The sequence below is a fragment of the Paenibacillus sabuli genome, from assembly GCF_014705605.1.
Classification (GTDB): Bacteria; Bacillota; Bacilli; order Paenibacillales; family Paenibacillaceae; genus Paenibacillus_D; species Paenibacillus_D sabuli.
The window spans coordinates 107,374-134,365 of record NZ_JACXIZ010000013.1 but is presented as its reverse complement, the minus strand read 5'-3'; the positions used below and the strand labels follow the sequence as shown (position 1 = coordinate 134,365).

The 26,992-nt window shown below is 64.0% G+C and carries 20 protein-coding genes; 17 read left to right on the top strand and 3 right to left on the bottom strand.

All coding sequences use genetic code 11. The features are described from left to right. Window positions 1–13 precede the first annotated feature (13 nt). From IDH44_RS07415 to IDH44_RS07370, 10 genes are all read left to right on the top strand, one after another. Window positions 14–1,057 carry an ABC transporter substrate-binding protein gene (locus tag IDH44_RS07415; protein WP_190916201.1) on the top strand — a complete coding sequence of 348 codons (1,044 nt, stop codon included), beginning with the start codon at window positions 14–16 and terminating at the stop codon, window positions 1,055–1,057. 264 nt (window positions 1,058–1,321) lie between these two features. Continuing rightward, on the top strand, window positions 1,322–3,607 hold the full coding sequence (locus IDH44_RS07410; protein ID WP_190916199.1) for a helix-turn-helix domain-containing protein: 2,286 nt from the start codon (window positions 1,322–1,324) through the stop codon (window positions 3,605–3,607). A 199-nt stretch (window positions 3,608–3,806) separates the two neighbouring features. Then, window positions 3,807–4,787, top strand: coding sequence for an ABC transporter permease (locus IDH44_RS07405; protein ID WP_190916197.1), 981 nt, complete (start codon window positions 3,807–3,809; stop codon window positions 4,785–4,787). 28 nt (window positions 4,788–4,815) lie between these two features. Beyond that, the gene (locus IDH44_RS07400; protein WP_190916195.1) at window positions 4,816–5,697 is read left to right on the top strand and encodes a carbohydrate ABC transporter permease; all 882 of its coding nucleotides are present in this window, start codon (window positions 4,816–4,818) and stop codon (window positions 5,695–5,697) included. 45 nt (window positions 5,698–5,742) lie between these two features. Continuing rightward, complete coding sequence (locus IDH44_RS07395; RefSeq protein ID WP_190916193.1) at window positions 5,743–7,308, top strand: extracellular solute-binding protein; 1,566 nt, start codon at window positions 5,743–5,745, stop codon at window positions 7,306–7,308. Between the two features lie 27 nt (window positions 7,309–7,335). Beyond that, a complete protein-coding gene (locus IDH44_RS07390) occupies window positions 7,336–8,496 on the top strand; it encodes an oligogalacturonate lyase family protein (protein WP_190916191.1) in 1,161 nt (386 codons plus the stop codon). A 32-nt stretch (window positions 8,497–8,528) separates the two neighbouring features. Continuing rightward, window positions 8,529–11,333, top strand: a complete 2,805-nt coding sequence (locus IDH44_RS07385) for a glycoside hydrolase family 30 protein (protein ID WP_190916189.1) — start codon at window positions 8,529–8,531, stop codon at window positions 11,331–11,333. Between the two features lie 223 nt (window positions 11,334–11,556). Then, complete coding sequence (locus IDH44_RS07380; RefSeq protein ID WP_190916188.1) at window positions 11,557–12,183, top strand: fumarylacetoacetate hydrolase family protein; 627 nt, start codon at window positions 11,557–11,559, stop codon at window positions 12,181–12,183. 52 nt (window positions 12,184–12,235) lie between these two features. Then, complete coding sequence (gene deoC, locus IDH44_RS07375; RefSeq protein WP_190916186.1) at window positions 12,236–12,946, top strand: deoxyribose-phosphate aldolase; 711 nt, start codon at window positions 12,236–12,238, stop codon at window positions 12,944–12,946. A gap of 53 nt (window positions 12,947–12,999) precedes the next feature. Beyond that, window positions 13,000–14,382, top strand: coding sequence for an MFS transporter (locus tag IDH44_RS07370; protein ID WP_190916184.1), 1,383 nt, complete (start codon window positions 13,000–13,002; stop codon window positions 14,380–14,382). A 54-nt stretch (window positions 14,383–14,436) separates the two neighbouring features. On the opposite strand, the gene IDH44_RS07365 is transcribed toward IDH44_RS07370, so the two are convergent. The 3 genes from IDH44_RS07365 to IDH44_RS07355 all read right to left on the bottom strand — a co-directional run bounded on the left by IDH44_RS07365 (window position 14,437) and on the right by IDH44_RS07355 (window position 19,097). Next, window positions 14,437–14,658: a hypothetical protein gene (locus IDH44_RS07365; RefSeq protein WP_190916182.1), complete on the bottom strand. Its 222-nt coding sequence runs from the start codon at window positions 14,656–14,658 to the stop codon at window positions 14,437–14,439. A gap of 679 nt (window positions 14,659–15,337) precedes the next feature. Beyond that, window positions 15,338–16,408 (bottom strand): lactonase family protein, encoded by a 1,071-nt coding sequence (locus IDH44_RS07360; protein WP_190916180.1) that lies wholly within the window; start codon window positions 16,406–16,408, stop codon window positions 15,338–15,340. Between the two features lie 76 nt (window positions 16,409–16,484). After that, window positions 16,485–19,097 (bottom strand): LuxR C-terminal-related transcriptional regulator, encoded by a 2,613-nt coding sequence (locus IDH44_RS07355; protein WP_190916178.1) that lies wholly within the window; start codon window positions 19,095–19,097, stop codon window positions 16,485–16,487. Between the two features lie 109 nt (window positions 19,098–19,206). On the opposite strand from IDH44_RS07355, the gene IDH44_RS07350 reads away from it, so the two are divergent. From IDH44_RS07350 to larC, 7 genes are all read left to right on the top strand, one after another. Beyond that, on the top strand, window positions 19,207–20,091 hold the full coding sequence (locus IDH44_RS07350; RefSeq protein ID WP_190916176.1) for a helix-turn-helix transcriptional regulator: 885 nt from the start codon (window positions 19,207–19,209) through the stop codon (window positions 20,089–20,091). Window positions 20,092–20,214: 123 nt separating this feature from the next. Beyond that, on the top strand, window positions 20,215–20,982 hold the full coding sequence (locus IDH44_RS07345; protein ID WP_190916175.1) for an SDR family oxidoreductase: 768 nt from the start codon (window positions 20,215–20,217) through the stop codon (window positions 20,980–20,982). Next, on the top strand, window positions 20,979–22,256 hold the full coding sequence (locus IDH44_RS07340) for a nickel-dependent lactate racemase family protein (protein ID WP_190916173.1): 1,278 nt from the start codon (window positions 20,979–20,981) through the stop codon (window positions 22,254–22,256). The genes IDH44_RS07345 and IDH44_RS07340 overlap by 4 nt, the downstream gene beginning before the upstream one ends. Beyond that, on the top strand, window positions 22,253–23,812 hold the full coding sequence (locus IDH44_RS07335; protein ID WP_190916171.1) for a gluconokinase: 1,560 nt from the start codon (window positions 22,253–22,255) through the stop codon (window positions 23,810–23,812). Before IDH44_RS07340 ends, IDH44_RS07335 begins: the two co-directional genes overlap by 4 nt. 17 nt (window positions 23,813–23,829) lie before the next feature. Further along, complete coding sequence (larE, locus tag IDH44_RS07330; RefSeq protein WP_190916169.1) at window positions 23,830–24,645, top strand: ATP-dependent sacrificial sulfur transferase LarE; 816 nt, start codon at window positions 23,830–23,832, stop codon at window positions 24,643–24,645. Next, window positions 24,642–25,319: a nickel pincer cofactor biosynthesis protein LarB gene (gene larB, locus IDH44_RS07325; protein WP_190916168.1), complete on the top strand. Its 678-nt coding sequence runs from the start codon at window positions 24,642–24,644 to the stop codon at window positions 25,317–25,319. The genes larE and larB overlap by 4 nt, the downstream gene beginning before the upstream one ends. Continuing rightward, entirely contained in the window at window positions 25,319–26,944 is a 1,626-nt protein-coding gene (larC, locus tag IDH44_RS07320; protein ID WP_190916166.1) for a nickel pincer cofactor biosynthesis protein LarC, read from the top strand. The genes larB and larC overlap by 1 nt, the downstream gene beginning before the upstream one ends. Window positions 26,945–26,992: the final 48 nt, after the last annotated feature.

The window sequence follows — 26,992 nt, the reverse complement described above, 5'->3', positions numbered from 1 at the left end:
CGGAGGAACAATCATGCTTAGACGAGTAAACCTGTTGGCTGCGGTGCTGCTGCTCGCGGCGCTCGCGCTGATCGGCTGCGGGAACAACGCGGAGCAGAAGGCTCCCGGACAAGAAGCCGCTGCGACGAACGGCGCGGAATCGGGTAGTGACGAGGCGGGACAGCAAGCGGTGGACGCGCCGGCGAATTCGGCTGCGGCAAGCGGGGAGGCCGCGCATGAAAGTGGAGACGCCTGGCCGCGCACGATTGTCGATGCGGCCGATCACGAGGTGACGCTGGAGGAGCGGCCCGAGCGGATCGCGGTGCTGCATCCGCTGTATCTCGACTTCTTCTTCGCGCTCGATACGCCGCCGATCGCCTCGGCCGACGCCGCGCGAGCGATGCAGGAATATGCGACGCTGCAGACGTATGACGCTGCAGGCATGATCGATCTCGGCAGCGGACGAGATCTCAACCTGGAGAAGATCATGGAGGCCGCCCCCGATGTCATCGTCACGTTCAAGGGCCAGGTCGACGCGATCTACGAGGAGCTGACCAAGATCGCGCCCGTCGTCCTCATCAATTACAGCGATACGTGGGAGGAAGCCACCCGGCTATGCGCCGCGATCATCGGCAAGGAAGAGGCGGCGGAGCAGTATATCACAGAGACGGAGGCGCGGATTGCAGACACGAAGACGAAGCTGGGCGAGCGGATGAAGGACACGTTCGCGCTGCTGCGGGTCGGGGACAAAAACGCATTCGCTGCGCAAGGATCGAAAAATACGATGTACTACGAGCCGCAATCGGGCTTTGGGCTGCAGGCCCCGGAAGGCTACCCCGAGGACAGCATGGCCCTGTCTATGGAAGCACTCGCGGAGATGGATCCGGATTATATCATCATTCAGCACGACATCGAGCGGGCCAGGGCTGCGGTCAAGGAGAAGGAAGAACTGGAAGTATGGAAGAGCCTGAGGGCTGTTCAGAACGATCATGTGCTGTATTTCGACAATTCGTTGAATACGGGGAGCGTGCTGGCTATTCGCCTTGCCGCGGAGTATCTGTCGGAGCTGGCGGAGTAGCGCGGCTGATTGGACATGTCCGTCGAAGGGGGGTATAGGGATGATCGGGCATGTTATACAAGGCATATGCTGCAATTGCAGAGCAGCGGGGCGTTGTCCTATACTGTGACGATGAGCACCTTGCAGAGAAAAGCGCATTCGCCTTGGCGGATGCGCTTTTTCGGCTTTTTTGCGGCACGATAGCCGCCCTGGATTATTGACGCGCCTTGCGATATCGTCTACGATGATGCGGTATTTACACAGGTCGAGGAGGCGCGCATGCGAATGATCGGATTGTGGCGGCGAAAATTGCGTGTCGGGCGGCTGACCTTTTTCCGCAAGCTGATTGTGTTTGCGATGTGCCTGATTGCGTTCCCCGTAGTGATCGTGGGAGGATTCTCGTACATCAGAGCGTCGCATACGATCCAGGAGAAGGTTAACGGCAGCGCGCTGCAAATCCTGCAGCAGGTGCAGCTGCGGGTGGAGCAGAGCCTGCGCACCGCCGACAACGCGGTGACGCAGCTCACCAGCTCGGGGGCGGTTGCCCGCGTGCTCGGCACGGATGTGAGCGATGTCGGCAAAAGCCGCAATGTGAACGTAATCAACGAACTGCAGGAAGGACTCGGGCGCATCAAAACGTACGATCTGACGATGAGCAACGTCCGATTCGCGCATCTGCGCGATCACTGGCAGATCACGACGGACCAAGGGTTCCGCAAGCTGGCTGCGGACGAAGCGGTGCTGGAGGCAGGAAAGACGCCTCGACTCGGCTACTGGCGGGCAGATGCGGACGCTGTCATCTACACCGCGCTGATCCCGGCCACTGCGCTGGAGCCGACCGCAGTGGTGGAGCTGGAGGTACCGTACGAGGAGATAAGCAAGCATCTGGAGCCGCGGCGGGAGCTCGGTCGGCCGTTCGTCCTGGATCCGCAGGATCGCATCATCGCCGGAGCGGACGTCCTGGACGAGCGCGAGCGCCGAATCGCGGCGGCGCTGGTCCGGGAGAGGTCGGCAAGCGGAGTGCAGCAAGGAATCGCGCCGCTGTGGATCGAAGCGCGGGAATACAATCTGATCTATAGCGGCTCCGACTACAACGGCTGGGTGTACGCCTCGCTGATCTCGGTGTCGGATATGAGTCGGGAATCGACGGCGATCATGGGATTCACGCTGCTCGTCTGCGGCGGCGTGCTGCTGGCGGGAGCGACAGTCTCGCTGGTCGGCACGCGTCGGCTGTACGGGCCGATCAGACGGCTGTACGAGGACGCGTTCGCCGATCGGCGGGAGGAACGCCGCCCCGAACGGGACGAGCTGCAGCAGATCGGGGAGCGGGTGCGGGATTATCGGCGCAGCGAGCAGACGATGACCCGCGAGCTGGAGCGACAGCGCGAGCAACTGGGCGACCTGCAATTGCTCAAGCTGCTGCTCGGCGAAGCGGATGCCCGCGAGCTGGCGGAGCATCCGGCTGCGCGGGAGCGGCGTCCGCTCACCATGCATGTGCTCGTCGTGCAGGTCGATACGTGGGAGGCGACGCGCTATGGCGAGGAGGATCGCGATCTGCTGCTGTTCGCGGTCCACAATATTGTCAGCGAGCTGATTCCGGCGGAGTGCCGCCTGCATAAGCCGCTGCTGATGGAGCGGGCGCTCGTCTGCCTCGTCGGTAATGCAGAGGCAGACGAGGCCGCGCGTGCGCAGCGGCTCGACCGGCTCGCCCGACGAATGCGAGCCGCCGTCAAGCGCTACCTCGAGCTGCCGACGAGCGTGGGCATCAGCCGTCCGTTCGGCGCGCTCTCCGCTGCGAGTCGGGCGTACAAGGAGGCGCTGGAGGCGCTGCGGTACCGGCTCCGGCTCGGAGACGAAGCGATACTCTACATTGCGGACGTGCAGCCGGATCATCGCGTGCTGCCGGAGTATCCGGAACGGATCAAGGACGAGTTGATCGACGCGATCAAGTTGGGCGATGAGGCGCGCGCTGCGGAGGCGCTGCGGCAATTTGCAGACGAGGTGTTCAGTGCGCAACTGTCGCATCGCGAATACCAGATGATGATGATCCGTCTACTCAACGATCTGCTGCGCGTCGTGCAGGAGGCCGGGGGGCTGCACACGCTCTATGAGGAAGAGAAAACACTGTTCGACACGCTATTCGAACTGCAGACTTCCACAGCGATGATCGACTGGTTCCGCCAATCGGTCATCGAGCCGGCGATCCGACTGCTGGAAGAGCAGAAGCGTCGCCAGTACCGCCGCATCTCGGACGAGCTGATCGCAATGATCGAAGGCGAATACGACCGCGGATTGACGATCGAGAGCTGCGCCTCGCGCATTAATTACCATCCCGACTACGTGCGCCATGTGTTCCGTCGGGAGTGTGGCGTGCCGTTCGGAGAATATTTGGCCCGCTATCGACTGGACATGGCCAAGCAGTGGCTGCGAGAGACCGACATGAAGATCGCGACGATCGCGGAACGGCTGCAATATACGAACTCCCAGAATTTCATCCGGTACTTCCGCAAGTGCGAGGGCATGACACCGGGACAATACCGCAGCGCACAGCATAGCGCGGCCGAGAAGTAGCGGCCGCGCTATGCTGTGCGCCTGTCTGCTGCGGGTCATCCGCCTGGCAGCCGTCCCGGATTATCCGTCAGCCGCCGCTGATCATCTCGCCGCCGCTGGTGTCGCCGCGAAGGATATGCCCGGATCGGATTATAGACGGCACCGCGCGGCCGGGGCTATGCTGAACGAGCCGGCAGCAAGATAGATTGGAGGCAAGGACATGACAGGCAGAACGTTTCGAGCGTCCGGGCGGGCGGCGCGTCTCCCAGCGGAGGCCGATTCGCGCAAGGCGCGCAGACGGCGCCGTCTGCGTCAGATCAGATTGGATTATTGGCTGTATGTCATGCTGATCCCGGGCGTGTTGTATTTCGTCATCTTCAAGTATTTACCGATGTGGGGGGTGCTGCTTGCATTCAAGGACTACCAGCCGTTTATCGGCTTTGCGGGTAGTCCCTGGGTCGGCTTCAAGCATTTCGAGCGCTTTTTTACCGATCCGTCGTTTGGACTGCTGTTTCGCAACACCTTCATCATAGCGGCGATGAACCTGGCCTTTTTCTTTCCCGTGCCGATCGTCGTAGCGCTGATGCTCAACGAGATGCGCTTGGCGTTGTTCAAGCGGATCGCCCAGACGTTCATCTACGTCCCGCACTTCTTCTCCTGGGTCGTCATTGCCGGGATTACCTACATCATGTTGACGACCGAGGGCGGCATTGTCAACGAAGCGATTGCCGGAGCGGGAGGGGACAAGGTCAACTTCCTGATGAGCGAGAGCTGGTTTCGGCCGCTTATCGTGCTGCAGATGATCTGGAAGGAAGCGGGCTGGGGCACGATCATTTTCCTGGCGGCACTGTCCGGCGTCGACCCTTCGTTGTACGAGGCGGCGAGGATCGACGGCGCCAACCGTTGGCGGCAGATGATGCACGTTACGCTGCCGGCGATTCGCAGCACGATCGTCATCCTGCTCATCCTGCGGCTCGGCAATTTCCTCGACCTCGGCTTCGAGCAGATCTATCTGATGCTCAATGCGATGAATCGCGATGTCGGCGAGATTTTCGACACGTACATCTACACCAACGGCATCCAGCGCGGCTTGTTCAGCTACACGACCGCAGTCGGCTTGTTCAATGCCGCGATCGGCCTCCTTTTGATCGTCGCGGCCAACAAGATTGCCAAGCGCTTCGGCGAGGAGGGCGTATTTTGATGAAGATTCGGAAGGGGGGCGGCGCCTGATGGTTCAAGACCGCAGTTGGGGAAGCCGGTTGTTCTCGCTTGTCAATTATACGGTCGTCGGATTGCTGGCGCTGATCGCCATCATCCCGTTCGTCCATCTGATCGCCGCTTCCTTGACGACGGCGCAGGAGCTGCGGGAGCAGACGTTCCTGCTGTTTCCGACGGTGCTGTCCCTGGATTCGTACCGGTACATCTTGAGCACCGACACGATTGTGCGGAGCATGGGCGTTACAATTTTTATTACCGTTGCGGGCACGTCGATCAACATTGCGATGACGACGCTCATGGCCTACCCGCTGGCGCGCCGCACATTGATCGCGCGGGAGCAGTTGCTGCTGATGGTGCTGTTTACGATGATGTTCAACGGCGGGATGATCCCGACGTTTCTCGTCGTCAAAGAGCTGGGGCTGCTCAATTCGTATTGGGCGCTGCTGCTGCCGGGCGCAATCAGCGCCTTCAATCTGATCGTTATGAAAAATTTCTTCCAACAGCTTCCCGACGGGCTGGAGGAGTCGGCCAAGATCGACGGCGCCAACGATCTGATCATATTGATTCGACTGGTCATTCCGCTCTCGATGCCGGCCATTGCCACCTTTTCGTTGTTTTACGCGGTCAGTCACTGGAATTCCTTCCTGGCGCCGATTCTGTACATCAACGATTCCGACAAGTGGCCCGTGCAAATTTTGATGCGGCAAATTATCATTTTGTCGCAGGGGGGCGTAGGCGATTCGGAGGAGATGGCGCCCGATTTCGTCGTTCCGCCGGAGCAGACGCTCAAGGCAGCGGTCATCGTTTTCTCCAATTTGCCGATTTTGATCGTCTATCCGTTTTTGCAGAAGTACTTCGCAAAGGGTATCCTGCTCGGCTCGGTCAAGGGCTGAGCGGGCCAAGTAAACTATCGAACAAAAAAGGGGAGAACCACAGACATGAATAATGGTGCGATTCGGAAAAAAGGGCAAGGGCGGACGGCTTCCGGCACGCGCAGGCGGACCGGTGCGGGGCTGCTGGCGCTTGCCGTCGGCGCGGGGCTGCTGGCCGGCTGCGCCGCAGAGAGCGAGAGCGGCGGCGCGCGGCAGGAAGAAGGACCGACGAAAATCACGATGCTCTTGCCGTATTTCTCCACCGAGGCGCCGAAGGAAAATCCGATTATCGAAGAATTGGAAGCGCTAACCGACACGGAGCTGGATATTACCTGGGTGCCGAATGCGGCCTACAAGGATAAGCTGTCGGTCAGCCTGTCGTCGAACGACCTGAAGCAGGTGTCTGTCATTAACAATCTCGACGGCGGCATTTATGCGCCCGCGATTACGAGCGGGGTGCAGGCCGGAGCATTCTGGGAGATCGGTCCTTACCTGGCAGATTATCCGAATTTGAGCACGCGGCTCAACAAGGACGTCCTGCAAAACGCGACCCACGACGGCAAAAACTACGCGCTCTACCGTCCGCGGGTGCTGGCGCGCGGCGGCGTGCTGTTCCGCAAGGATTGGCTGGAGGCGGTCGGACTTGAGGAGCCCAAGACGATTGACGATCTGTACCAGGTCATTCGCGCATTTGCCGAGGAAGACCCCGACGGCAACGGCAAGCGGGATACGTACGGTCTGATCTCGCGCAAAGGGATGGCCGATCTGGATATGCTGGCGGGCTTCTACGGCGCGGGCAACGGCTATAGCGAAGAAGACGGCAAGCTGGTACCGAGCTTCATGAGCGAGGCCTATCTGGACGCGCTGCGCTTCTACAAGCGTCTGTACGACGAGCAATTGATGAATCCCGACTTTGCCGTCACCGAGGGCAATCAATCCAAAGAATTGCTGGCAGGCGGCAAGGGCGGACTCGTCATCTCGACGGCGATCGACGATGTCGTCGCCGGGGACGCCTCCGCCAAGGAGACGAACCCGGACGCCGCACTGGACGTCGTCTCGCGCATTCAGGGGCCGGCCGGCGAACGCATCATGGCCTCGCCGGGCTACAACGGCATATTCATGTTCCCCAAGACGGCAATTAAGAGCGAGGAGCAGTTGCGAGACATTCTCGCCTTCTTCGACAAGATGTTCGAGCCGGAGTCGGCGAATCTGCTCATCTGGGGCATCGAGGGCGAGCATTACCACCTCGAGGACGGGAAGGTCGCGTTCACCGAGGAGGAGCAGGAGCGGAGACTGAAGGATAAGGACCCGATCCCGCAGCTGAGCATCATTCAGGAGCAGGATTCGGAACTCAAGGCCGAGTACGCGCCGCTGCTGCAAAAGGTGAAGACGATGTTCGCGGACAACGAGCCGATCGCGGTGTCCAACCCGGCGCTGTCGATTCAATCACCGACTCTGTCGGAAAAAAGCGGCGAGCTGGAGAAAATCGTCGCCGACGCCAAAGTGAAATTCATCCTCGGCGAAATCGACGAAGAGGGCTGGCGGGCAGAGCTGGAGAAATGGGAGCAGGCCGGCGGCGCGCAGGCGCTGGAGGAAATCAACGCGGAATACGCCCGCCGTCAGCAGCAGTAACGGACGCCCGGAAAGGAGCTGGTCCTCATGAAGGGAGATTGCTATCGCTCGACGATTGCCAGGACGGTCGATCCGTTGACCGGCGTCGAAGTCGAGCGGCTTAGCGACGACAGCGGCGACACGTATCACGCGTATTTCACCAAGCCGCTGCTTGCGCTGGACGATTCGTATATCGTGCTGGTGTCCAATCGCACCGGGCGGCCGCAGCTCTATACGCTTCGCTTTGCGGACGGCTGGATGGTGCAGATTACGGACGAGGAGGAGCTGGTGCCCTTTAGCTCGGTGCTGGACGCGAGGCGTCATGCGGTCTACTACTTCGCCGGTCGGACGCTGTACCGCGTCCGGCTGGACAATCTCGAGACGACCGAGCTGATGGCGATCCCGGACGGCTATCAGGTCAACGATCTGTCGATCGACGACGCGGGCGACTACCTCGTGTTCGCTTATATGGAAAAGCTGAATCTCTGCACGAGCACCGGCGTGTTGTACTCGGGCATGCGCGAGGCCTTCTATCGTCGTCCGCTCAGCGTCATCATTCGTTACGATATCCGGCAGGGGCAGCCGCTCGCGGTATGGGGCGAGCACCGCGTCATCTCGCACATCAATCTGCATCCGCATGATCCGGACCGGATTCTGTTCTGCCACGAGGGACCGTGGGAGCTGGTGCATCGGCTCTGGACGATTGACGTGCCGCGCAACGAAGTGGCGCCCTTGCTGGAGCAGCGGGTCGGAATGGAGAAGGTCGGGCACGAATTCTTCACCGCGAGCGGTCGGATCGGCGCGCAGTATTCCGTGCGCGACCGCAAGGGCGAGCCGTTCTATCGGCACGGCGAGCTGTTCGTGCGGATCGACGGCTCGGACGAACAGCGCTACGACTACCCGTACGCACGGCCGACGCACTTCCAGCTCAGCTATGACGAGCGGCTCGGCGTCGGCGACCATGCGCAGATTCGCGCGAATATGGACGACGCCCGCCACTATATCTCATTGATGCGTTATGCGGACCACCGTGTTCATGCCGGGCTGCTGTGTCGGCACGGCACGTCATGGAAGACGCAGATGTCGCACCCGCACCCGATCTTCACCCGGGACGATCGCTACGTGATCTTCTCGTCCGACGAGGGCGGGCAGGCCAATGTATACCGGGTCCGGGCGGACTGGGAGCGTACGATTAAGGCCGACCGCTAGCGGTCGGCCCAACCCAAAGGAGATGAGGAATCATGCGCAAGTCAGGAATCCTGCAGCAATGGAAGCGTGCGCTCGCCATGCTGGCCGTCTGCGCGCTGCTGGCGCAACTGTCGCCCGCCGCGCCGCTGGCGGCGCAAGGCAATGGCGCAGGTGCAGTGACAGCGAAGGCGATCGGATTCGACGATTATACATCCGCTGATGCCGGCACCGCGCTCACGCGGCTCGGCCACGGCGGAGGTCTGGACGCCTCCCGGTACGGCGTGACGAGTGCGGTCTACCGCGGCGGCGAAGGCAAGAGCGTACACGTCCGGGCGTCCGAGGATAAGTCATATGTCCGTCTGAAAATGCGTGATGTCTTCGCGAGCGCGCAGTGGCCGGACGGCGTGGACTGGGCGCCGGGAGACACCTTCCATGTTTCGGTGTGGGTGCGTGTGAGCGCAGGCAGCGTGGCATCCGACGGGCATTTTTTCCTGTCTGCCATGTACAATTCCGAGACCGCTTTCATTAACAATCAAGCGTGGTATACCTATCCTGCCGACGATGCGGGCTGGTCGCAGGTGGCATTGACCTTCACTGTTCCGGAGGATGCGACGGCGCTGCCCGGCATTGCGCTGCAGCAGAAGGGCAGCGAGGTCGGGGCAGAGCTGATCACCAGCTATTATGTGGACGACCTGCACATTGTCAAGGACGGCGCGGCCGGACCGGAGCTGCTGGCGGGAGGCACGGCGAGCCGCTATCGCTTCGATTCGGACGGGTCTGCGCTGCCGTCTCGCGCCGAGGCGGCGGGCGGCCTGGAGCGAAGCGGCGTGACGGTAGCCGACGAAGACTACGCGAGCGCCGGCAGCAGCTTGGCAATCGTCGAATCGCCGGGCAGCGGGGCGCAAGTCCGCTTCCTGCGGCCCTTCGACGGTCTGGTCGGCTACCTGGACAGCCAATACGAGCTGCGCGTGCAGGCCAAGCTGCCCGACGGTGCGGCCGGCGTCGGCGAGCTGCGGCCGTTCCTCCAGTATGAGGAGGACAGCTATCAGTACGGCGAGCCTGTCGCCGTGAGCGCCGGCGGCTGGAGTGAGCTGACGCTACGTACGACACTGTCGTCGACGCCGATCGCCGTCGGAGTCGAGCAGACGGACGGCACGGCGGCTTGGCTGCTCGACGAGCTGACGCTGCGTCCGGTGGAGACGGGCGGCATCAGCGCGGCGATGACCTATGCGGACGCAGCCGGGAGCGTCGCTGCGCTGACGGGCGAGGTAGATGGCTTGTCCGGCACGGCGGTGCTGACCGACTGGCCGAGCGCGCTCGAGGGGCGCGCCGTCCGACTCGTACTGGAGCATTACGATGCCGCGCATCGCTTGCAAGCGACGGTGCGCTCCCCGTCCGCCGTGTTGTGCGGCCCGGCGGCGCCGCTGGCACTGACGGCAGCCTGGAGCGCGTTGATGCCGGAGCCCGGCGACCGGATCGTGGCCTATGTACGCGAGGACGACGCGGCGGGCCCGCGCTTCTGGCAGCCTGTGGGGGGGCTGAACGCCGCATACGGAGAGGCCGGGGCGACGATCACGCTCGACCGTGCGACGGTGGCGCAGCAGGTGTACGGATTCGGCGCGACGGCGAACGATCCAGCCAATGGCCTGATGAACCTGGCCAATCCCGTCACCAGGTCGGAGGTGATGGACATCCTCTTCGGAGCGGACGGCGCAGCGCTCTCGATCCTGCGGATGGAGATCAATCCGTTCGCGCCGGGCGATCCGGCGTACGACGCGGTGCAGGCGACGGCCTATCCGGTAGAGGGCCAGCCGTACGACTGGTCGACGGATGCGCATCAGCGCTGGTTCGCGGACGAGGCGCTGAAGCGGGACGCGGACCTGCAACTCTACGCGCTGCCGTGGAGTCCGCCCTCCTGGATGAAGACCGACGGCACGGCGGTCGGCGGTACGTTGGACGAGGCGTACGATGAAGCATTCATCGATTACCTGGTGGATTGGACGCGGCACTACCGCGAGGTGAATGGCTTCGACATCCGCTGGCTGAGCCTGCAGAATGAGCCGACCAATCCGTCGCCGTACGCTTCGTCGGCCTATACCAACGAACGGCTCAGCGAGCTCTCTGAACTGCTGGCGGATGCGGTCCATGGCTCGGATCTGAGCGGCGACGTGCTCGTCGGCGCCCCGGAGGCGAGCCAGCTCAATCGGACGTGGAATCATCTGGCGGGCATGACATCCTCTTCGATCGCGAAGCTGGATTATATCCCGACCCACTTCTACGGCCTGCAGCCGACGCAACTGGACACATACGACCTGCGCAGCTACGACAAGCCGCTCATGATGACGGAGGTCAGCGCCGACGGCGCCGCGCCCAACGATCCGACGATGACGGACGGGCTGCGGTGGGCCGGTCAGATCGCGGATGCGCTCGAGCACGGCTACGGGGCCTATCTGTACTGGTGGCTGGTATCGCCGCGCGGCGGCTCGTTGAACGGGCAATCGCTCATCCAGATCAAGTCGGACGGCAGCTACACGGTCAACAAGCGATTGTATACGCTGGGTCAGTATAGCCGGTTCCTGCGACCCGGCGATCGGATCATCGACGCGGCCAGCACGGACGAGGAACTGATCGTCACCGCGTCCGTCGATCCGCAGTCGGGCAAGGCCGCGCTGGTGGTCATCAATTCGGCGGACGAGGAGATCATCGCCGATATCGGCGGTCTGACGGACGGGCCGCTCGCGGTCTATCGCACGAGCGATAGCGAGTCGATCTCGCCGGCGACCGGGGCAGCGGCGAGCGGCGGGCAGACGACGTACCGCTTCCGGGCGCGCAGCGTGACGACGCTGCGCGAGATGTAGCCGGGGGCGCCGAATAGGCGCGAGCCGGACACGCGCACGGCACACTGTATTTACTCGCTTCCGCATTCGCAGCGGCGCATTCCACAGTCGGCATCAGCCTGCTGTCGGAATGCGCCGCTTTGTCACGCCGGGACAAGCTGGTATACTGAGAATGACGAACCGACGAGCTGCCTTGCATGACGAGCTGCCTTGTCCTACATAACGAAGGAGACGTGATCTCACGATGAATGCGATTCGCAATGTATACGGTGTCGGTCGGAACTATCGGATGCATGCCGCAGAGCTGGGCAACGCCGTGCCGGACAGCCCGATGCTCTTCATGAAGCCGACGCATGCGCTCAAGCCGATGGACGGGCGCGTCGTGGAGCTGCCTGGAGACGAAGGGGCGGTTCACTATGAAGCAGAGCTGGTCGTCCGCATCGGCGCCCCGTACGAGGCGGGGGCGCCCGCCGACGCGCTGATCGACGGCTTCGCGCTCGGCCTCGACCTGACGCTGCGGGAGGTGCAGGAGCAGCTCAAGCAGCAGCGCCATCCGTGGCTGCGGGCCAAGGGCTTTGCCGGATCGGCCCCGCTCACCGCTTTTCGTCCGATCCAGGGGACGGCGGCGCTGTCGGCGGAGATGTTCAGCCTGCGGATCAACGGCGAGGAGCGGCAGCGCGGTCATATCAGCGAGATGATCTTCAATCTGCAGACACTGCTCGATCATATCGGCGCGCACTACGGCCTGGGGCCGGGGGATGTCGTCTATACCGGCACGCCGGCGGGCGTCGGAGAGCTGCGGGACGGCGACGAGCCGGCGCTGTATTGGGGCGAGGAGCTGCTCGGCAGTTGTAAGATCGCATGGCGCTAGCGCGTGCGTGCAAAGATCGCGAATGTACAAGATACGGAAGGGAAGCGTTCAGATGAGTGGACAAGATAAGAGCCGCGGCGGCTCGGAAGGGCCGGCGCTGGCGCGCTATATCGACCATACGCTGCTGAAGCCGGATGCGACGGCGGATGCGATCGCGGGGCTGTGCGAGGAGGCGATGCGGTACGGCTTCGCCACGGTCTGCGTCAATCCGTACTGGGTCGCCGACGCACATGCGCGGTTGAAGAGCAGCGAGGTCGGCATTACGACGGTGGTGGGCTTCCCGCTCGGCGCTTCGACGACGGCAGTGAAGGCGACCGAGGCGGCCGCCGCAATCGCGGACGGCGCGACGGAGATCGACATGGTGATGAATATCGGCGCGCTCAAGTCGGGCCGTCCGGACGAAGTGGGCCGCGATATCGCGGCAGTCGTCGCGGCCTGCGCCGGCCGCGCGCCGGTCAAGGTCATCCTGGAGACCGGCCTGCTCAGCGACGAAGAGAAGATCGAGTCGTGCCGACTCGCGCAAGCCGCGGGCGCGGCCTTCGTCAAGACCTCGACCGGCTTTGGCCCCGGCGCCGCGACGGTCGAGGACATCGCGCTGATGCGGCGCACAGTCGGACCTGAGATGGGCGTCAAGGCGTCGGGCGGCGTGCGCGATCTGGCGGCCGCGCGCAGCATGATCGCGGCCGGCGCGACACGCATCGGCGCCAGCGCGAGCGTGGCGATCGTCAGCGACGCCGGGGGCGCCAGCGGGAGCGGCTACTAGAGCAGGGGGCTTCACGCCTTACGGACGACGTCATAGAAAGGCGGACACAAGGGATGCAGCATGCGCAAAAAGAAGCGCCGCCGAAGGGACTGGTGGCGGCGCTCTGCTTTGTTCTTTTTTTCTCGGTCATGAATGCGACGATGTTTAATGTGGCGCTGCCCGCAATCGCGACCGATTTTCGGCTCGGCTCGTCCACGGTGAGCTGGGTCGTCACGGGCTATTCCGTGCTCTACGCGCTTGGCTCGCTCTTATTCGGCAAGCTGGCGGACAAGTATCCGCTGAAGCGCCTCATCACGACGGGACTGCTGCTGTTTGCGGCAGCGTCCGCGTTTGGTTTTTTTGCCGACTCCTTTGCCTGGCTGCTGGTCGCCCGCTTCGCGCAGGCGGCGGGCGCGTCGTGCGTGCCGGCGCTGGTCATGCTGATTCCGATTCGCTTTTTTCCGGCGGAGCGGCGCGGCCGGGTGATGGGGGTGATCGCCTCGACAATTGCCTTTTCCTCCGGCGTCGGTCCGATTTTGGGCGGCTTTGTCGCAGGACAGTTTCATTGGAATGGTTTGTTTCTCATTTCCCTAGCGGCGCTCGCCGCGCTGCCCTTCATTCGCCGCGCTCTGCCGGCTGAGACCGCGCGCAGCGGAGAGAAGGTCGACCTGCTCGGCGCCGGATTGCTCGGCGCGGGCGTCGCTTCTCTGATGCTGGCAGTCACGCAGTTCAGCTTATTATGGCTGCTGGCAGCCGTCTTATTGACCGGCTTGTTCGTTCTGCGTGCGTCGCGTGCGCCCAATCCGTTCATCCGGCTCAGCCTGCTGCGCAATTCGGCATTTGTGAATGGCCTGATCGCCAGCTTTGCGGCGTTGTTTTGTGTGTTCGGCATCTTCATCCTTACGCCGTTGATGTTAGGTCAGCTCTACGATCTCGACGCGCGCATGATCGGGTTCGTGCTGTTCCCGGCAGCGATGCTGGCGGCGCTCATCGGACGCGCAGGCGGATCGCTCGTCGATCGCAGAGGCAGCCGGTACACCTTGATGGCGGCGCTCCTCGCGATGGGGGCGGGGCTGTTGGCGCTCTCCGCGGTGACGGGTACCCGGGTGTGGCTGATCGCGCTCGTGCTGCCGCTGATCAACGTGCCCTTTACATTCGTGCAGACCGCACTGGCCAAGGCGGTCTCGGCTGTGCTGCCGCAGGAGCAGACGGGGATCGGGATGGGCATTTACAATCTGGTCAATTTTTTGTCGGGGGCGATCAGCGGCGCGATCGTGAGCAAGGCGGCTGAATTCGACGGAGGCCATCTGAATATCACTGCGCTCGGCGACAGGTCGATGTACGGCTTCATCTACTTCGCGCTGATGCTGATCGTTTTAGCGACGATGATCTGGGTGTACGCCCGCATCGAACGGACGGCATCGCATGCGAAGGCCGGCAGGCAGGCGGAGCGGTGAGGGGAAGCGGCCCGGCGGTGCGGGCAGTCTCATGCAGCCCAGGGGGGCCCAGGGCTACTTGCCGCGCGGGTCGCCCTGACCGCCCTGACCGTTGCGACGTTGGCGCGTCATGCGCGTATACAGCACGAGCGCGGCCACGATCATCGCGATGATGCCGATGTTGGCGGCGGCATCCTGCGAGGCTCCGAGCAGCAGACTGACGTTGCTGGCAAGGTTGTTGACGAGATAGGCGACGATGAGGATCATCAAGGGACGGATAAAATTATACTTGCGCATGTCGGTTCGCGACACTCCTTTTTCGCTAAAGCAGAATAAACGCTTACAATTCATTATACATGAGGGACTCGCCCGTGACCATGCATTGGGACACAAATTCGGCTGGCCTGCGCAAGAAAACAAGATGAGCTCTGGCGGAAATAAGCGCAAAATGTGAGCTTACACGGCGGAATGGGCTCCGAAGGCGGAAATAAGCGTAAAAAGTGAGGCTACAGGAGTGAAATTGCTCGGGTGGCGGAAATAAGCGCAAAATGTGAGGCTACACGGCGGAATGGGCTCCAGTAGTGGAAATAAGCGTAAAATACGAGGCTACACGGTGAAATTGGCTCCAATGGTGGAAATAAGCGCAAAAAGTGAGGCTGGAGCGACCGAGATTGGTAGTGTGTTACAGACGGAGCGTAGCTCTCGGCTTCTAAACTCAAACGAGGCGGGTTCTCATGTGGAGAACCCGCCTCGTTCGCGTGGATTCGGATCGACGCGCATGCTATCGGATGCGGCCATCCTCCCTGAAGTTGTCCAATCGGCGCCGAATAATGGCACCGTAAACGGCGAGCAGCTTCAAGCAGGCGCGGTCCGGCGGCATAACGGAGGTTGATCGACCACGCATAGCCTGATTCAGCGGTATTGCATGGCTTGGTCCAACGTTATGAATGGCCTGGTCCAGCGTTGTTCAGCGTTATTAGATATAAGCGAACTTGACGCAGACGGGCTTGGACACCTGCAGCTCATGTCCGGTCGGGGTCAGCTTGCCGCTCTCGGCGTCGCGGGCGAAGGTGACGACATGGTTGCCGTCGCGGTTGGCGACGAGCAGGTAGCGGCCGTCGGGCGACAGCGCAAAATTGCGCGGGTGACCGCCGAGCGTCGGCGCGTGCTGGACGAGGGTCAGCATGCCCGAGTCGGAATCGATCGCGTAGACGGCGATACTGTCGTGTCCGCGATTGCTGCCGTACAGGAAGCGGCCGTCGGGCGAGATGTGAATATCCGCGCAGGCATTGTCCCCATCGTAGCCGTCCGGCAGCGTCGGGAACGTGCCGATCGCCTCCAGCGCGCCCAGGGCTTCATCATAGCGGAATGCGGTGATCGTGGCATTGAGCTCGTTGATCACATAGCCGTAGGGCAGCGTCGGATGGAAAGCGAAATGCCGCGGCCCCGAGCCGGGCGCGACCGCCGCTTCGCCGTGCGGCTGCAGCTGCATGGCGTCGAGGTCGAGGCGATACACGAATACCCGATCCAGGCCGAGGTCGCAGACGATCGCGTAGCGGTTCGCCTGATCCATGAACACGGAATGGACGCGGGCCTGGCTCTGCACCGGCAGCACGCTCGTTCCCTCGTGCCGGTGCATGTCGGCGCACGGCGCGACGCGGCCGTCCGGCAGCAGCGGCGACAAGCCGACCAGGCCGCCGTGATAGCTGCTGGTCAGCAGCGCGCGTCGCTCGCGGTCCAGCGCGATGTGACAGGTCGGCGCCGGCACGGTCGACTCGCGGCCCAGCGGCGTCAGACGGCCGCTGTCCGGCGCGATCTCCATCGCCACGGCTGCGCCTGCGCGGCCGCCCTGCTCGTCGGGCTGCTCCGTCAGCGCGTACAAGATGCGGCGCTTGGCATCGATATCGAGGAAGGTCGGATTCTGCAGGCCGCTCACCTCGTCGATCAGGGTCAGCGCCCCCGTCGTCTCATCGAAGGCGCAGGCATACACGCCCGGACCTTCCGCATCGGCGTAAGAGCCGAGAAATACACGCAAAGAGGTGGTCATTTCGCAATCACTCCTTCTTATAGAATAATTAGTCCTGCTAGAATAATTCGTCTTGCATGATCAGTGCTGCTGGAAATTACAACGGCGGATCTCCCGATTCAAGCAGTCCCAGCTCGGCGGCGGCGACGAGTGCCCGCGTGCGAGAGGAGACGCCCAGCTTGTCGTACATGCGCGAGAGGTACACCTTGACCGTGCCCTCGGACAGCAACAGCGTGGCGGCGATGTCGCGATTGGAGGCGCCCTGCCGGATCAGACGCAGCATCCGCAGCTCCGCCGGGGAGAGCGCTTCGATCAGCTCGACTGAGGCAGCCGACGCGGCCGGCGCGTTCCGGGCCCGGTTCGGCCAGATGCCGAGCAGTCGCCGCGCATAGCGGGCTGCCTCCTCGCTCGCCCCGTCGGCTGCGCGTCCGCTCGCGGCCTGGGCCGCGTACGCCTGCAGCAGCTCGCGCATCGGGCCGCCTTCGTCGACGAAGCTGCGGACGTACCCGTGCGCAGCTCCGCCGAGGAGCGCCTCCTGCAGGGCGGCCAGCGCTTCGCGGCTATGCGACTGCTGCCAGGCGCACAGCGTCAGCAGGACCTGCATCTCCACCAGACAGACGATGCTGCGGCGCCGCGCCGCTTGGGGGAGCAGCCGCTCGAGCAGCCGTCTCGCCTGCTCCGGTCTCCCGGAGGCGAGCTGCACGCGCGCCCAGGCCAAGTGCTCGTATTCCCGGCTCAGGGAGGGGCGGTCGGCGGCGTCCGTCTCGAGGGTAGCGGCGCTGGCCCTGGCTGCGTCGAGCCGTCCGGCACGCAGCAGCACGCGCACTGTGCACGCTGTCAGCTGCCGGCGCCAGTGCGGCGCATGCTCGGGGGTCAGAAACCGCACGGCCTCCTCGAGCGTGTCGAGCGCGAGGTCCCATCGCGCCTGCGCCGCGTAGAGCCGCGCCGACGCAATGGCATGCGGGACGAGCAGGCCGGGGATCTCCCCGAGCCGCGGAGAAGCGCCGACGCGCGCCAGCAGCTCGCGGCTCTCCGCGAGCCGGTTCCATTCGTAGTAGCCCTCGCTCAGCGATTGCAGCACATACAGATGAATCAGCGCGTCTGTCCAGCCGTGCATCGCGAGCGTGCGGCTGAACAGGTGGGCGATCTGCTCCATCTCCGGCGACAGCGCGCCGCGATGCGAGAGATCCGTGCGCAGGACGGTAGGCTCGCTCAAGTTGTAGTTGAAGTTATAAAAAATCGGATCCTGCGGCAGCTCCTCGTCCAGCAAGCCGCCGATATAAGCAATCCATTCCTCGAAACGGCCGGTGTGGAAAACGACATTGGACTTGACAAAGAGCAGTCCGCTCTGGAGTGTCCGCTTGCGCGCGCCGCCGGTCAGCTCGGCGCTAACTCGCTCCAGCCGGGCCAGAATCTGCTCGGCCGCCTCCGCATGGCCCGTCATCAACAGCACGAAGGCATGCAGCAGCGACAGGCGCTCGCCCAGCGTCTCGGGCTGCGGAAAGCAGCTCAGCCAACGCTGCAAGGTAAGCAGCTCGCCGCGCTGCAGCACGGCCGCGATGTGGGCCTGCAGCAGCTGCTCGGCCAGCGCATAATCCGCCCCGGCCAGCGCATGATCGATCGCTTCGTCGAGCAGGCTGCGCGCGGCGAAGCTGACAGCTGCGCGACGGTGGCTCTCCCGCCACAGCGCAGGATCATACAGCCGGAGCCGGTCGCGCAAGTATTCGCCCAGCAGCTGATGAACCCGATACCAGCCGGGCTCGGGGCCGCAAGGCAGGATGTACACCCCCCGCTCCAGCAGCTGCTGGAGCGGACGCGCGCTATCGGATCGGCCTGCGACGGCATCGCAGGCAGCCGCGTCGAAGCGGAGCAGCACACAGGTGCGCGAGAGAAAATCCGCCAGCGCTGCGGGCAGCGAAGCCATCACCTCATGCAGCATATAGTCGGCGACGTCGCGATGCGAGCCGGAGAAGCCTGCGACCAGCCGCTCTGCGTCCTCCGCGTCGCGCATCGCCTCCGCGGCGAGCCGCAGACCGGCGGCCCAGCCCTCGGTCTTGTCCAGCAGCAGGCGCAGCTGATGCGGCGGCAGCCCGCCATTGAGCCGGTAGAAGGCGGCCGCCTCCGGCTCCGTGAAGCGCAGCGATGCCGGATCGATCCGCGCGCACTCGCCCAGCACGCGCCACCTGGAGGCGGAAAAGGGCGGCTCGCCCCGGCCGGCCAGTACCAGACGGACGGTCTCCGGCAGATGACCGATCAGATACGTCACGGCCTCCACGACAGGAGGCGCCGTCAGCGCATGTCCGTCGTCGACCACAAAAAGCAGCGGCTGGTCCAGCAGGCCAAGCTCGTGCAGCAGCGCGTCGATTGCGCTCGTCATCTCCATGCGAGGAAGCAAGGCAGCCAGTGCGCCGATGCGTTCGCCGGCACGGCCCGGCAGCGCGCGCACGAGCGCGGCGGCTGCATAGCGCGCGAGTCGGGCGGGGTCGTTGTCCATCGGATCGAGCGTCAGCCAGGCTATGGCTTCGCGGCGTCCGCCCGTCCACTGCGCCAGCAGCGTCGACTTGCCTGCGCCGGCCGGCGCAAAGAGCAGCGTCAGTCGGTGCGCGGCGGCGCGATCGAGCGCCTCGAGCAGGCGCGGACGGGCTACCTCGCCGGACTTGACGACCGGCACGGCGATTTTCGTTTGCAATACGGGTGGGTCGGGCAGCATCACACACCTCCGGCGGACCGCCATCGTTCCATACGCCTATTATAGCCCAACCCGCCTGTGTCGTCATATAGCAGGAAGCATTGTGCGCGAAGCGGGGATTCTTGTTATAATGAATGAAGCCGTATTGAGAGGAGCCGTGATCGTGCTAGCCTCCCGTTCTGTCATTCACACCAATCGCATCAATTACCGGTTTCGAGATGATCAGCCGATTCATGCGTTGTTTCACTCGCACCCGGAGTACGAAATCTATTATTTCCACGAAGGAAGCTGCAGCTACCTGATCGGCGACAAGCTTTTCGAGCTGGCGCCAGGCGACCTCATCCTGATGCACGGCATGACCTTGCACTGTGCCAATATCGACAAGAGCCGCTCCTATGTGCGCAGCGTCTGTCACTTCAACCCGGCCTATATCACGGAGACGGTGCAGATTCCCGGCACGGCGGAGCTGATCGAGCCGTTCCGTCAGTTGCAGAATGTACGGCTTCGCCTCAATGCGCAACAGCGCGAAGAGGCCGAAGCGCTGCTGCGCAGGATGAGCGACTGCAACGTCCCGCAGGACAAGCTGGCGTATTTCCGCTTTCATCTCGCATTTTACGAGCTGCTGGCGTTTGTGTACCGGCTCTGCGAGGAGATGGTGGAGCGCAGCGACGGGCAGTCGAGCGAGAAGCTGCAGCACGTGCAGGACATCATCACCTTCGTGGAGCATCGCTATATGGAAGATATCCACCTGGACGACCTGGAAAGCGCGCTTCACCTGAACCGGCACTATTTGGCCAAGCTGTTCAAAAGCGTGACGGGCGTGACGATTTTTAATTACCTGTTTGAGCGTCGTATTAATCAATCGCGCATTCTGATGACGATGCAGCCGGACGTGTCGTTGACCGACATTTCCTACCAGGTGGGCTTCAAGCATCCGGCCCACTTCAGCCGCGTATTCAAAAAATACGTAGGCGAGACGCCGGAGAAATACCGACGGCTGCTGATGCAGACATAGAAGCGCTGTCAAGAGTGCAACCACAGTTAAATGGAGTCGCGCTTAGGAAACTGGCAGCCAAGCCGAGCCCGAAGCGATTCGATATGCTTAGCGATATTTTGATCCCCAAGGAGGATATTTACAATGAAATTATTTGATCTTAGCGGAACAACGTCCATCGTGCTGGGCGGCAACGGCGTGCTGGGCGGCGCGATGTCCGTCGCGCTCGGCGCGCACGGCGCGCGCGTCGCCATCGTCGGACGCAACATGGACAAAGCGGAAGAGGTAAAAAAGCAGGTCGAGGAAGCCGGCGGCGAGGCGCTCTGCATTCAGGCTGATGTGACGAGCGAGTCCGATCTGCAGGAGACGCTGCGTCAGGTCGTCGCATGGGGCGGCGGCGTGGACACGGTCGTCAATTGCTCCGGCACGAACAGCGCGACGCCGTTCTTCGAGCTGAAGATGGACGAATGGGACCGCATCATGGACGTCAATCTCAAGAGCGTCGTCGTCTCCAGCCAGATTTTCGGCAAGCATATGATCGATCAGGGCCGGGGCGGCTCGATCATCAACATTTCCTCCGTGTCGTCGGAGCCGCCGCTCTCGCGCGTATTTACGTATTCGGCGTCCAAGGCCGGCGTCAACAGCGTCACCAAGTTCCTCGCGCGCGAATTCGCGCCGCATGACATTCGCGTCAATGCGATCATCCCGGGCTTCTTCCCGGCCGAGCAGAACCGCAAGATCCTCTCCGAGGACCGGATCAACTCGATCATGACGCATACGCCGATGAACCGCTTCGGCAATCCGGAGGAGCTGCAGGGCGCGGTCGTGTATCTGGCAGCCAAGCAGGCGTCGTCCTTCGTGACCGGCACGCTGCTGCGGGTGGACGGCGGATTCGGGGCGATGACGATATGAGCGACCTGCTGAGCAATCTGCTCAAGGATATCCCGCTGCCGCGGATGGTCCGCATCAAGCAGAAGTTCGACGGTACGGAGCTGCCCGACCCGATCGCCGACCTGCGCGCCGCGCTCGGCGGTCCTGGCTGCATCGAGCGCATCAAGCCGGGCATGAAGGTCGCGGTCGCCGTCGGCAGCCGCGGCGTCTCGCGCATCGACGAGCTGACGCGCTGCCTCGTCGAGGCAATCAAGGCCGCGGGCGGCGAGCCGTTCATCGTGCCGTGCATGGGCAGCCACGGCGGCGCGACGGCCGAGGGCCAGGCCGAGGTGCTGGCGCATCTGGGCATCGACGAGGCGCGCACGGGCGCGCCGGTACGCTCCTCGATGGAGGTCGTGCTGCTGGACCGGCTGGACAACGGCCTGCCGGTATACGCCGACAAGATCTCGGCGGAGGAAGCCGATGCGATCGTCGTCATCAACCGGGTCAAGCCGCATACGGCGTTCCGCGGACGCATCGAGAGCGGCATGCTCAAGATGATCTCCATCGGCCTCGGCAAGCAGAAGGGCGCGGAGGCGTGCCATCAGCTCGGGTTCAAGTATATGGCGGAGAACGTGCCGGCCATGGCCAAGGTCATGCTGGAGAAGCTGCCGATCGTATTCGGCGTGGCCGTCGTGGAGAATGCGTACGACCGCATCTGCCTCGTCGAAGCGCTGCCGGCGGAGGGCATCGAGGCGCGCGAAGAGGTGCTGCTCGAGGAAGCCAAGGCGCGGCTGCCGAAGTTCCTGTTCCCCGAATTCGACGTGCTCGTCATGGACTACATCGGCAAGAACATCAGCGGCGACGGCGCCGATCCGAACGTCACCGGACGCTACCCGACGCCGTACGCGCACGGCGGGCCGCAGGTGAACAAGATGGTCGTGCTCGACCTCACCAAGGAATCCAAGGGCAACGCCAACGGCGTCGGCACCGCCGACTTCACGACGCAGCGGCTCGTGGACAAGGCCGATTGGCCGGGCACTTATGCCAATGGCCTCACCTCGACCGTCTGCGCGCCGACCAAGCAGGCGACCACGCTGGCGAGTGACCGCGACGCCATTCGCGCGGCCGTCAAGACATGCAACATCCTGGATTACACGCAGGTGAAGCTGATCCGCATCCGCGATACGCTGCATCTGGGCGAGATCGAGATCTCCGAATCGATGCTGGAGGAGGCGCGGCGGCACCCGGACATCGAGATCGTCAGCGAGCCTTACGAATGGCAATTCGACAAGGAAGGAACCTTGAGCAAATGAATGAACAAGCAAGCAAGCTGGTACTGGCGCTGGATATTGGCACGACCAGCGTGAAGGCGCTGCTGATCGACCGACTCGGCCAGATGAAGGGCCGGGTGTCGATCGGCTACCCGCTGAATATTCCCCGGCCGGATATGGCCGAGCAGGACCCGGATACGATATACGAAGCTGTCGCGACGGCTGTGCACCGCCTGCTGCAGGAGACCGGCACGCCTGCGACGGACCTGCTGTGCGTCTCGCTCAGCAGCGCGATGCACAGCCTGATCGTCGTCGATGCGGAGCATCGTCCGCTCACCGGCAGCATCATCTGGGCCGATCAGCGCGCCGTGGAGCAGGCCGATCGGCTGAATGCGGACGGCACCGGCCTGGCGATCTACCGCCGCACCGGCGTGCCGATCCACCCGATGACACCGCTGACCAAGCTGCTGTGGCTGCGCGAGCACCGGCCAGACCTGATGCTGCCGGGCTACAGCTACGTCGATATCAAGGCCTATGTGCTGCAGCGCCTGTTCGGACGGAGCGTCATGGACTACTCGATCGCGGGCTCGACCGGGCTGTTCAATCTGCACGAGCTGGACTGGGACGGCGGCGTGCTGGAGCTGCTCGGCCTGAGCGCGGCCCAGTTGCCCGAGCTGGTGCCGACCGATCATGTGATGGTCGGCCTGCAGCCGGGCGAGGCGACCAAGCTCGGCCTGCTGCCGGACACGCCCTTCGTCGTCGGCGCCTCCGACGGCGTGCTGGCCAACCTCGGCGCAGGCGTCATGAATACCGATCGCGTCGCCGTCTCGATCGGCACGAGCAGCGCGGTGCGGACAGTCGTGCCCGAGCCGCTGCTCGACGAGCAGGGCAAGCTGTTCTGCTACGCCCTCACCAAGGGCAACTGGGTCGTCGGCGCGCCGTCCAACAACGGCGGCATCGTGCTGCGCTGGCTCGTCGAGCAGTTGTTCGCCGATGAGCTGGGCAGCGGCGAAGGCGATCCGTACGAGCGGCTGCTGGAGCTGGCGCAGCAGGCGCCGGCCGGCGCCAACGGCCTGATCTTCCTGCCGATGCTGACCGGCGAGCGCGCGCCCTACTGGAAGGCGGACACGCGGGCGATGTACTTCGGCCTGTCGCTGTCGCACGGCAAGGCGCACATGGTCCGCGCCGCCCTGGAGGGCGTCATGGCGCAGATCGCGTCTATTGTGCAGCTGCTCGAGGGGCTGCATGTGCAGCCGCGCGAGGTGTGGGCCTCCGGAGGCTTCACGCAGTCGGTATTCGGCTGTCAGCTGATGGCGGACATGCTCGGCCTGCCGGTCTGCGTGCCGCAGCTGATCGAGAGCTCCGGGCTCGGCGCGGCGATGCTCGGCTATGCGGCGATGGGCAAGCCGATGCAGGCGCCTTCGGCCGAGGCGGCGGCCTCGCAGACGCGCTATCTGCCCGATCCGGCCCGGCATGCGCATTATCGCAAGCTGCTGGAGCTGCATGCGCGCGTGTACGAGGGCATCAAGGACAGCTTCCACGACGTAATCGCCCTGCAGGCCGAGGATACGGCGAATCTGATGGGCGTGCTAAAATAACGAAGGTTGTGATGGGTGTGCTGCAACAAAAACACGACAAACTAAAAGCGCTGCTCGGGGAAATGGACAGTGTCGTGGTCGCCTTCTCGGGCGGTATCGACAGCACGCTGCTGCTCAAGGTGGCGCTCGATACGCTCGGCCCGGATCGCGTGCTGGCCGTGACGGCGGATTCGGAGACGTATCCGGCGCGCGAGCTGGAGGAGGCCAGGACGCTGGCGGCGCAGCTGCAGGCGCGTCACGAGGTTGTCTACACCTCGGAGCTGGAGATCCCCGGCTACAAGGAAAATACGCCGAACCGCTGTTACTTTTGCAAGCGCAATTTGTTCGAGGAGCTGCTGCCGCTGCTGGCGCGCGAGGGCTTCAGCAATGTCGCCTTCGGCCTGATCGCCGACGATATGGGCGAGCACCGGCCGGGCGTCAAGGCCGCGCGCGAGCTGAACGTGCGCGGCCCGCTGCAGGAGGCGGGCCTGGGCAAGGAGGAGATTCGCGCGCTGGCGCGCGAGCTCGGTCTGCCCAACTGGGACAAGCCGAGCTTCGCCTGCCTGTCCTCGCGGATTGCCTACGGCGAGGAGATCACCGTGCCGAAGCTGACGCGGGTCGACCGGGCCGAGCTGTATTTGCAGCGGCTCGGCTTTCGCCAAGTTAGAGTGCGGGTGCATGGCGAGATGGCGCGCATCGAAGTGGAGCCGGCGGAGATGGCGCGGTTGCTCGAGGTCAGTCATGCGGCAACCGAATATTTGCAGGGTCTCGGCTTTCAGTATGTCACGATGGACCTGACCGGCTACAAGAGCGGCAGCATGAACCGCGTCCTCGGGGCGGAGGCGCAGTCGTGAGCGGCTTCGAGGACCTCGGCTACGGCAAGGTCGACATCGACAGGGAGCAGCGCACCGGCTTCCCCGAGGTGATCTACGGCGCGGGCAAGACCGCTCCGCAGATCGCGGGCATCGCGGGACGCCTGCTGGCGCATCACGGCCGCGCGCTCGTCACGCGCGTCAGCCCGGAGCTGGCGGCCGAGCTGCGGCCGCTGCTGCCGGAGATGGTGTACCACGAGGTGCCGCGGCTGGTGAGCTGCGGCATCGTGCAGCGGCGCTTCCCCGGCACGGTCGCCGTGCTGTGCGCCGGCACGTCCGATCTGCCGGTCGCCGAGGAGGCGGCCGTGACGGCGGAGTGGCTCGGCTGCGAGGTCGACCGCATCTATGACGTCGGCGTTGCCGGCATCGACCGGCTGCTCGCGCATCGCGAGCGGATCGGCGAGGCCAATGTGGTCATCGTCGTCGCGGGCATGGAGGGCGCGCTGCCGAGCGTCGTCGGCGGTCTCGTGCGCCGCCCCGTCGTCGCCGTGCCGACCTCGGTCGGCTACGGCGCCAATCTGCAGGGCCTGACGCCGATGCTGACGATGATGACCTCGTGCGCGGCCGGCATCGCCGTCATGAATATTGACAACGGCTTCGGCGCGGGCTACTATGCCAGCACGATCCAACAGCTGGTCAAGGAGGCGTCGGACTGATGGGCAAGCGCTTGTATTTCGATTGCGTATCCGGCATTGCAGGCGATATGGCGCTGGCCGGCCTGATCCATGCCGGGGCGGACACGGATTATATCGTCCGGCATCTGCGCGAGCTGCCGTTCGACGACTTCACGCTGGACGTGCGTCCGGTCGAGCGGCGCGGCATCGCGGCGCGCCTGCTGGAGCTGAGCTTCGGCGAGCCGGGCGGGGGCGCGCAGGCAATCGGCCGCGATCATACGCATAGTCACAGCCACGACGCGGAGCACGGCAAGGGACATTCGCATACGCACAAGCACGATCACGATCACGGCGAGGCGCAAGGGCATGCGCACACACATCGTCACGACCATGCGCTTGAGCATGGGCTCGCCGATATGCCTCATGCACATGACCATTCGCATGAGCACGGCGATACACCTCATGCACACGATCATGCACATGAGCACGGCGATACGCCACACGCACACGATCATGCACATGACCATCCACATGTCCATCGTCGCGCCGCGGACATCATCGCCGGGATCGAGCAGGCGCGGCTGCCCGAGCGCGCCAAGCGCCGCAGCATCGCGGTGTTCCGGGCGATCGCGGAGGCCGAGGGCAAGATTCACGGCATGCCGCCGGAGCAGGTGCACTTCCATGAGGTCGGGGCGATGGATTCGATCATCGACATCGTCGGTGTCTGCCTCGCGCTCGAGAGTCTCGAGATCGAGGCGATCAGCGCCTCGCCGGTGCCGACCGGCAGCGGGCGGGTGCGCATGGCGCACGGGCTGTACCCGATCCCGGCGCCGGCGACCGCCGAGCTGCTGACGGGCATTCCGCTGGCGCCGCTCGATGTGCGCGGCGAATTGACGACCCCGACCGGAGCGGGCATTCTGAGGGCCCTGGCGGATGGATTCGGTCCGCTGCCGGCCGGCGTCATCGCGCACATCGGCTATGGAGCCGGACGCAAGGACTTTGACCATCCCAACGTGCTGCGCTGCATCGTGCTGCAAGAGTCGCCGGATCGCACGGCGACGCCAGACGGCGAAGCGGCCAGCACGGCGACGCCAGTTATGCTGTCGAGCAGCGCGGCGCTGCGCGGCGACCAAGCCGCCTTGCAGGCGGCGGGCGGTCGGGAGCGCATCGTCGTGCTGGAGGCGCAGATGGACGATTGCCCGGGCGAGCAGCTCGGCTACGCGATGGAGCGTTTGCTCGCGGCGGGCGCGTTGGACGTCTATTTCACCTCAATTCAGATGAAGAAGAACCGGCCGGGCGTCCTGCTGACCGTGCTCGCGCAGGAGCAGCAGGCCGAGCGCTGCGAACGATTGCTGCTGCAGGAGACGACGACGCTGGGCGTGCGCCGCAGCGAATGGACGCGGCGCATACTCGGGCGGCGCATGCTCACCGTGCAGACGCGCTACGGCCCGATCCGGCTCAAGCAGGCGCTGCTGGAGGGCGAGCTGCTCCGTCAGGCGCCGGAATTCGAGGACGCGGCGGCTGCTGCACGCATGCATGGCGTCCCGCTGCAGCGGGTGTACGCCGAAGCCTTGCGCGGGGCCGAGGATGATGCCTTGCCCTGGTCGCAGGACGCAGGCGCAGACCGGCAGCCTGCAGCGCCGCCGCACGAGCCGCCGAGCCGCTGAGCGGGCCGGTGGCTCGTGGCGTCCCGACAGACGAGAGGAGGTCATGGT

Coding starts and splice junctions, on each gene's coding strand:
- IDH44_RS07390 (WP_190916191.1), top strand. CDS start 7,336: ATGAAGGGAGATTGCTATCGCTCGACGATTGCCAGGACGGTCGATCCG.
- IDH44_RS07340 (WP_190916173.1), top strand. CDS start 20,979: ATGAGCGACCTGCTGAGCAATCTGCTCAAGGATATCCCGCTGCCGCGG.
- IDH44_RS07400 (WP_190916195.1), top strand. CDS start 4,816: ATGGTTCAAGACCGCAGTTGGGGAAGCCGGTTGTTCTCGCTTGTCAAT.
- IDH44_RS07365 (WP_190916182.1), bottom strand. CDS start 14,658: ATGCGCAAGTATAATTTTATCCGTCCCTTGATGATCCTCATCGTCGCC.
- IDH44_RS07355 (WP_190916178.1), bottom strand. CDS start 19,097: ATGCTGCCCGACCCACCCGTATTGCAAACGAAAATCGCCGTGCCGGTC.
- larC (WP_190916166.1), top strand. CDS start 25,319: ATGGGCAAGCGCTTGTATTTCGATTGCGTATCCGGCATTGCAGGCGAT.
- IDH44_RS07415 (WP_190916201.1), top strand. CDS start 14: ATGCTTAGACGAGTAAACCTGTTGGCTGCGGTGCTGCTGCTCGCGGCG.
- IDH44_RS07335 (WP_190916171.1), top strand. CDS start 22,253: ATGAATGAACAAGCAAGCAAGCTGGTACTGGCGCTGGATATTGGCACG.
- IDH44_RS07350 (WP_190916176.1), top strand. CDS start 19,207: ATGAATGAAGCCGTATTGAGAGGAGCCGTGATCGTGCTAGCCTCCCGT.
- IDH44_RS07345 (WP_190916175.1), top strand. CDS start 20,215: ATGAAATTATTTGATCTTAGCGGAACAACGTCCATCGTGCTGGGCGGC.
- IDH44_RS07380 (WP_190916188.1), top strand. CDS start 11,557: ATGAATGCGATTCGCAATGTATACGGTGTCGGTCGGAACTATCGGATG.
- IDH44_RS07385 (WP_190916189.1), top strand. CDS start 8,529: ATGCGCAAGTCAGGAATCCTGCAGCAATGGAAGCGTGCGCTCGCCATG.
- IDH44_RS07405 (WP_190916197.1), top strand. CDS start 3,807: ATGACAGGCAGAACGTTTCGAGCGTCCGGGCGGGCGGCGCGTCTCCCA.
- IDH44_RS07360 (WP_190916180.1), bottom strand. CDS start 16,408: ATGACCACCTCTTTGCGTGTATTTCTCGGCTCTTACGCCGATGCGGAA.
- IDH44_RS07395 (WP_190916193.1), top strand. CDS start 5,743: ATGAATAATGGTGCGATTCGGAAAAAAGGGCAAGGGCGGACGGCTTCC.
- IDH44_RS07410 (WP_190916199.1), top strand. CDS start 1,322: ATGATCGGATTGTGGCGGCGAAAATTGCGTGTCGGGCGGCTGACCTTT.
- deoC (WP_190916186.1), top strand. CDS start 12,236: ATGAGTGGACAAGATAAGAGCCGCGGCGGCTCGGAAGGGCCGGCGCTG.
- IDH44_RS07370 (WP_190916184.1), top strand. CDS start 13,000: ATGCAGCATGCGCAAAAAGAAGCGCCGCCGAAGGGACTGGTGGCGGCG.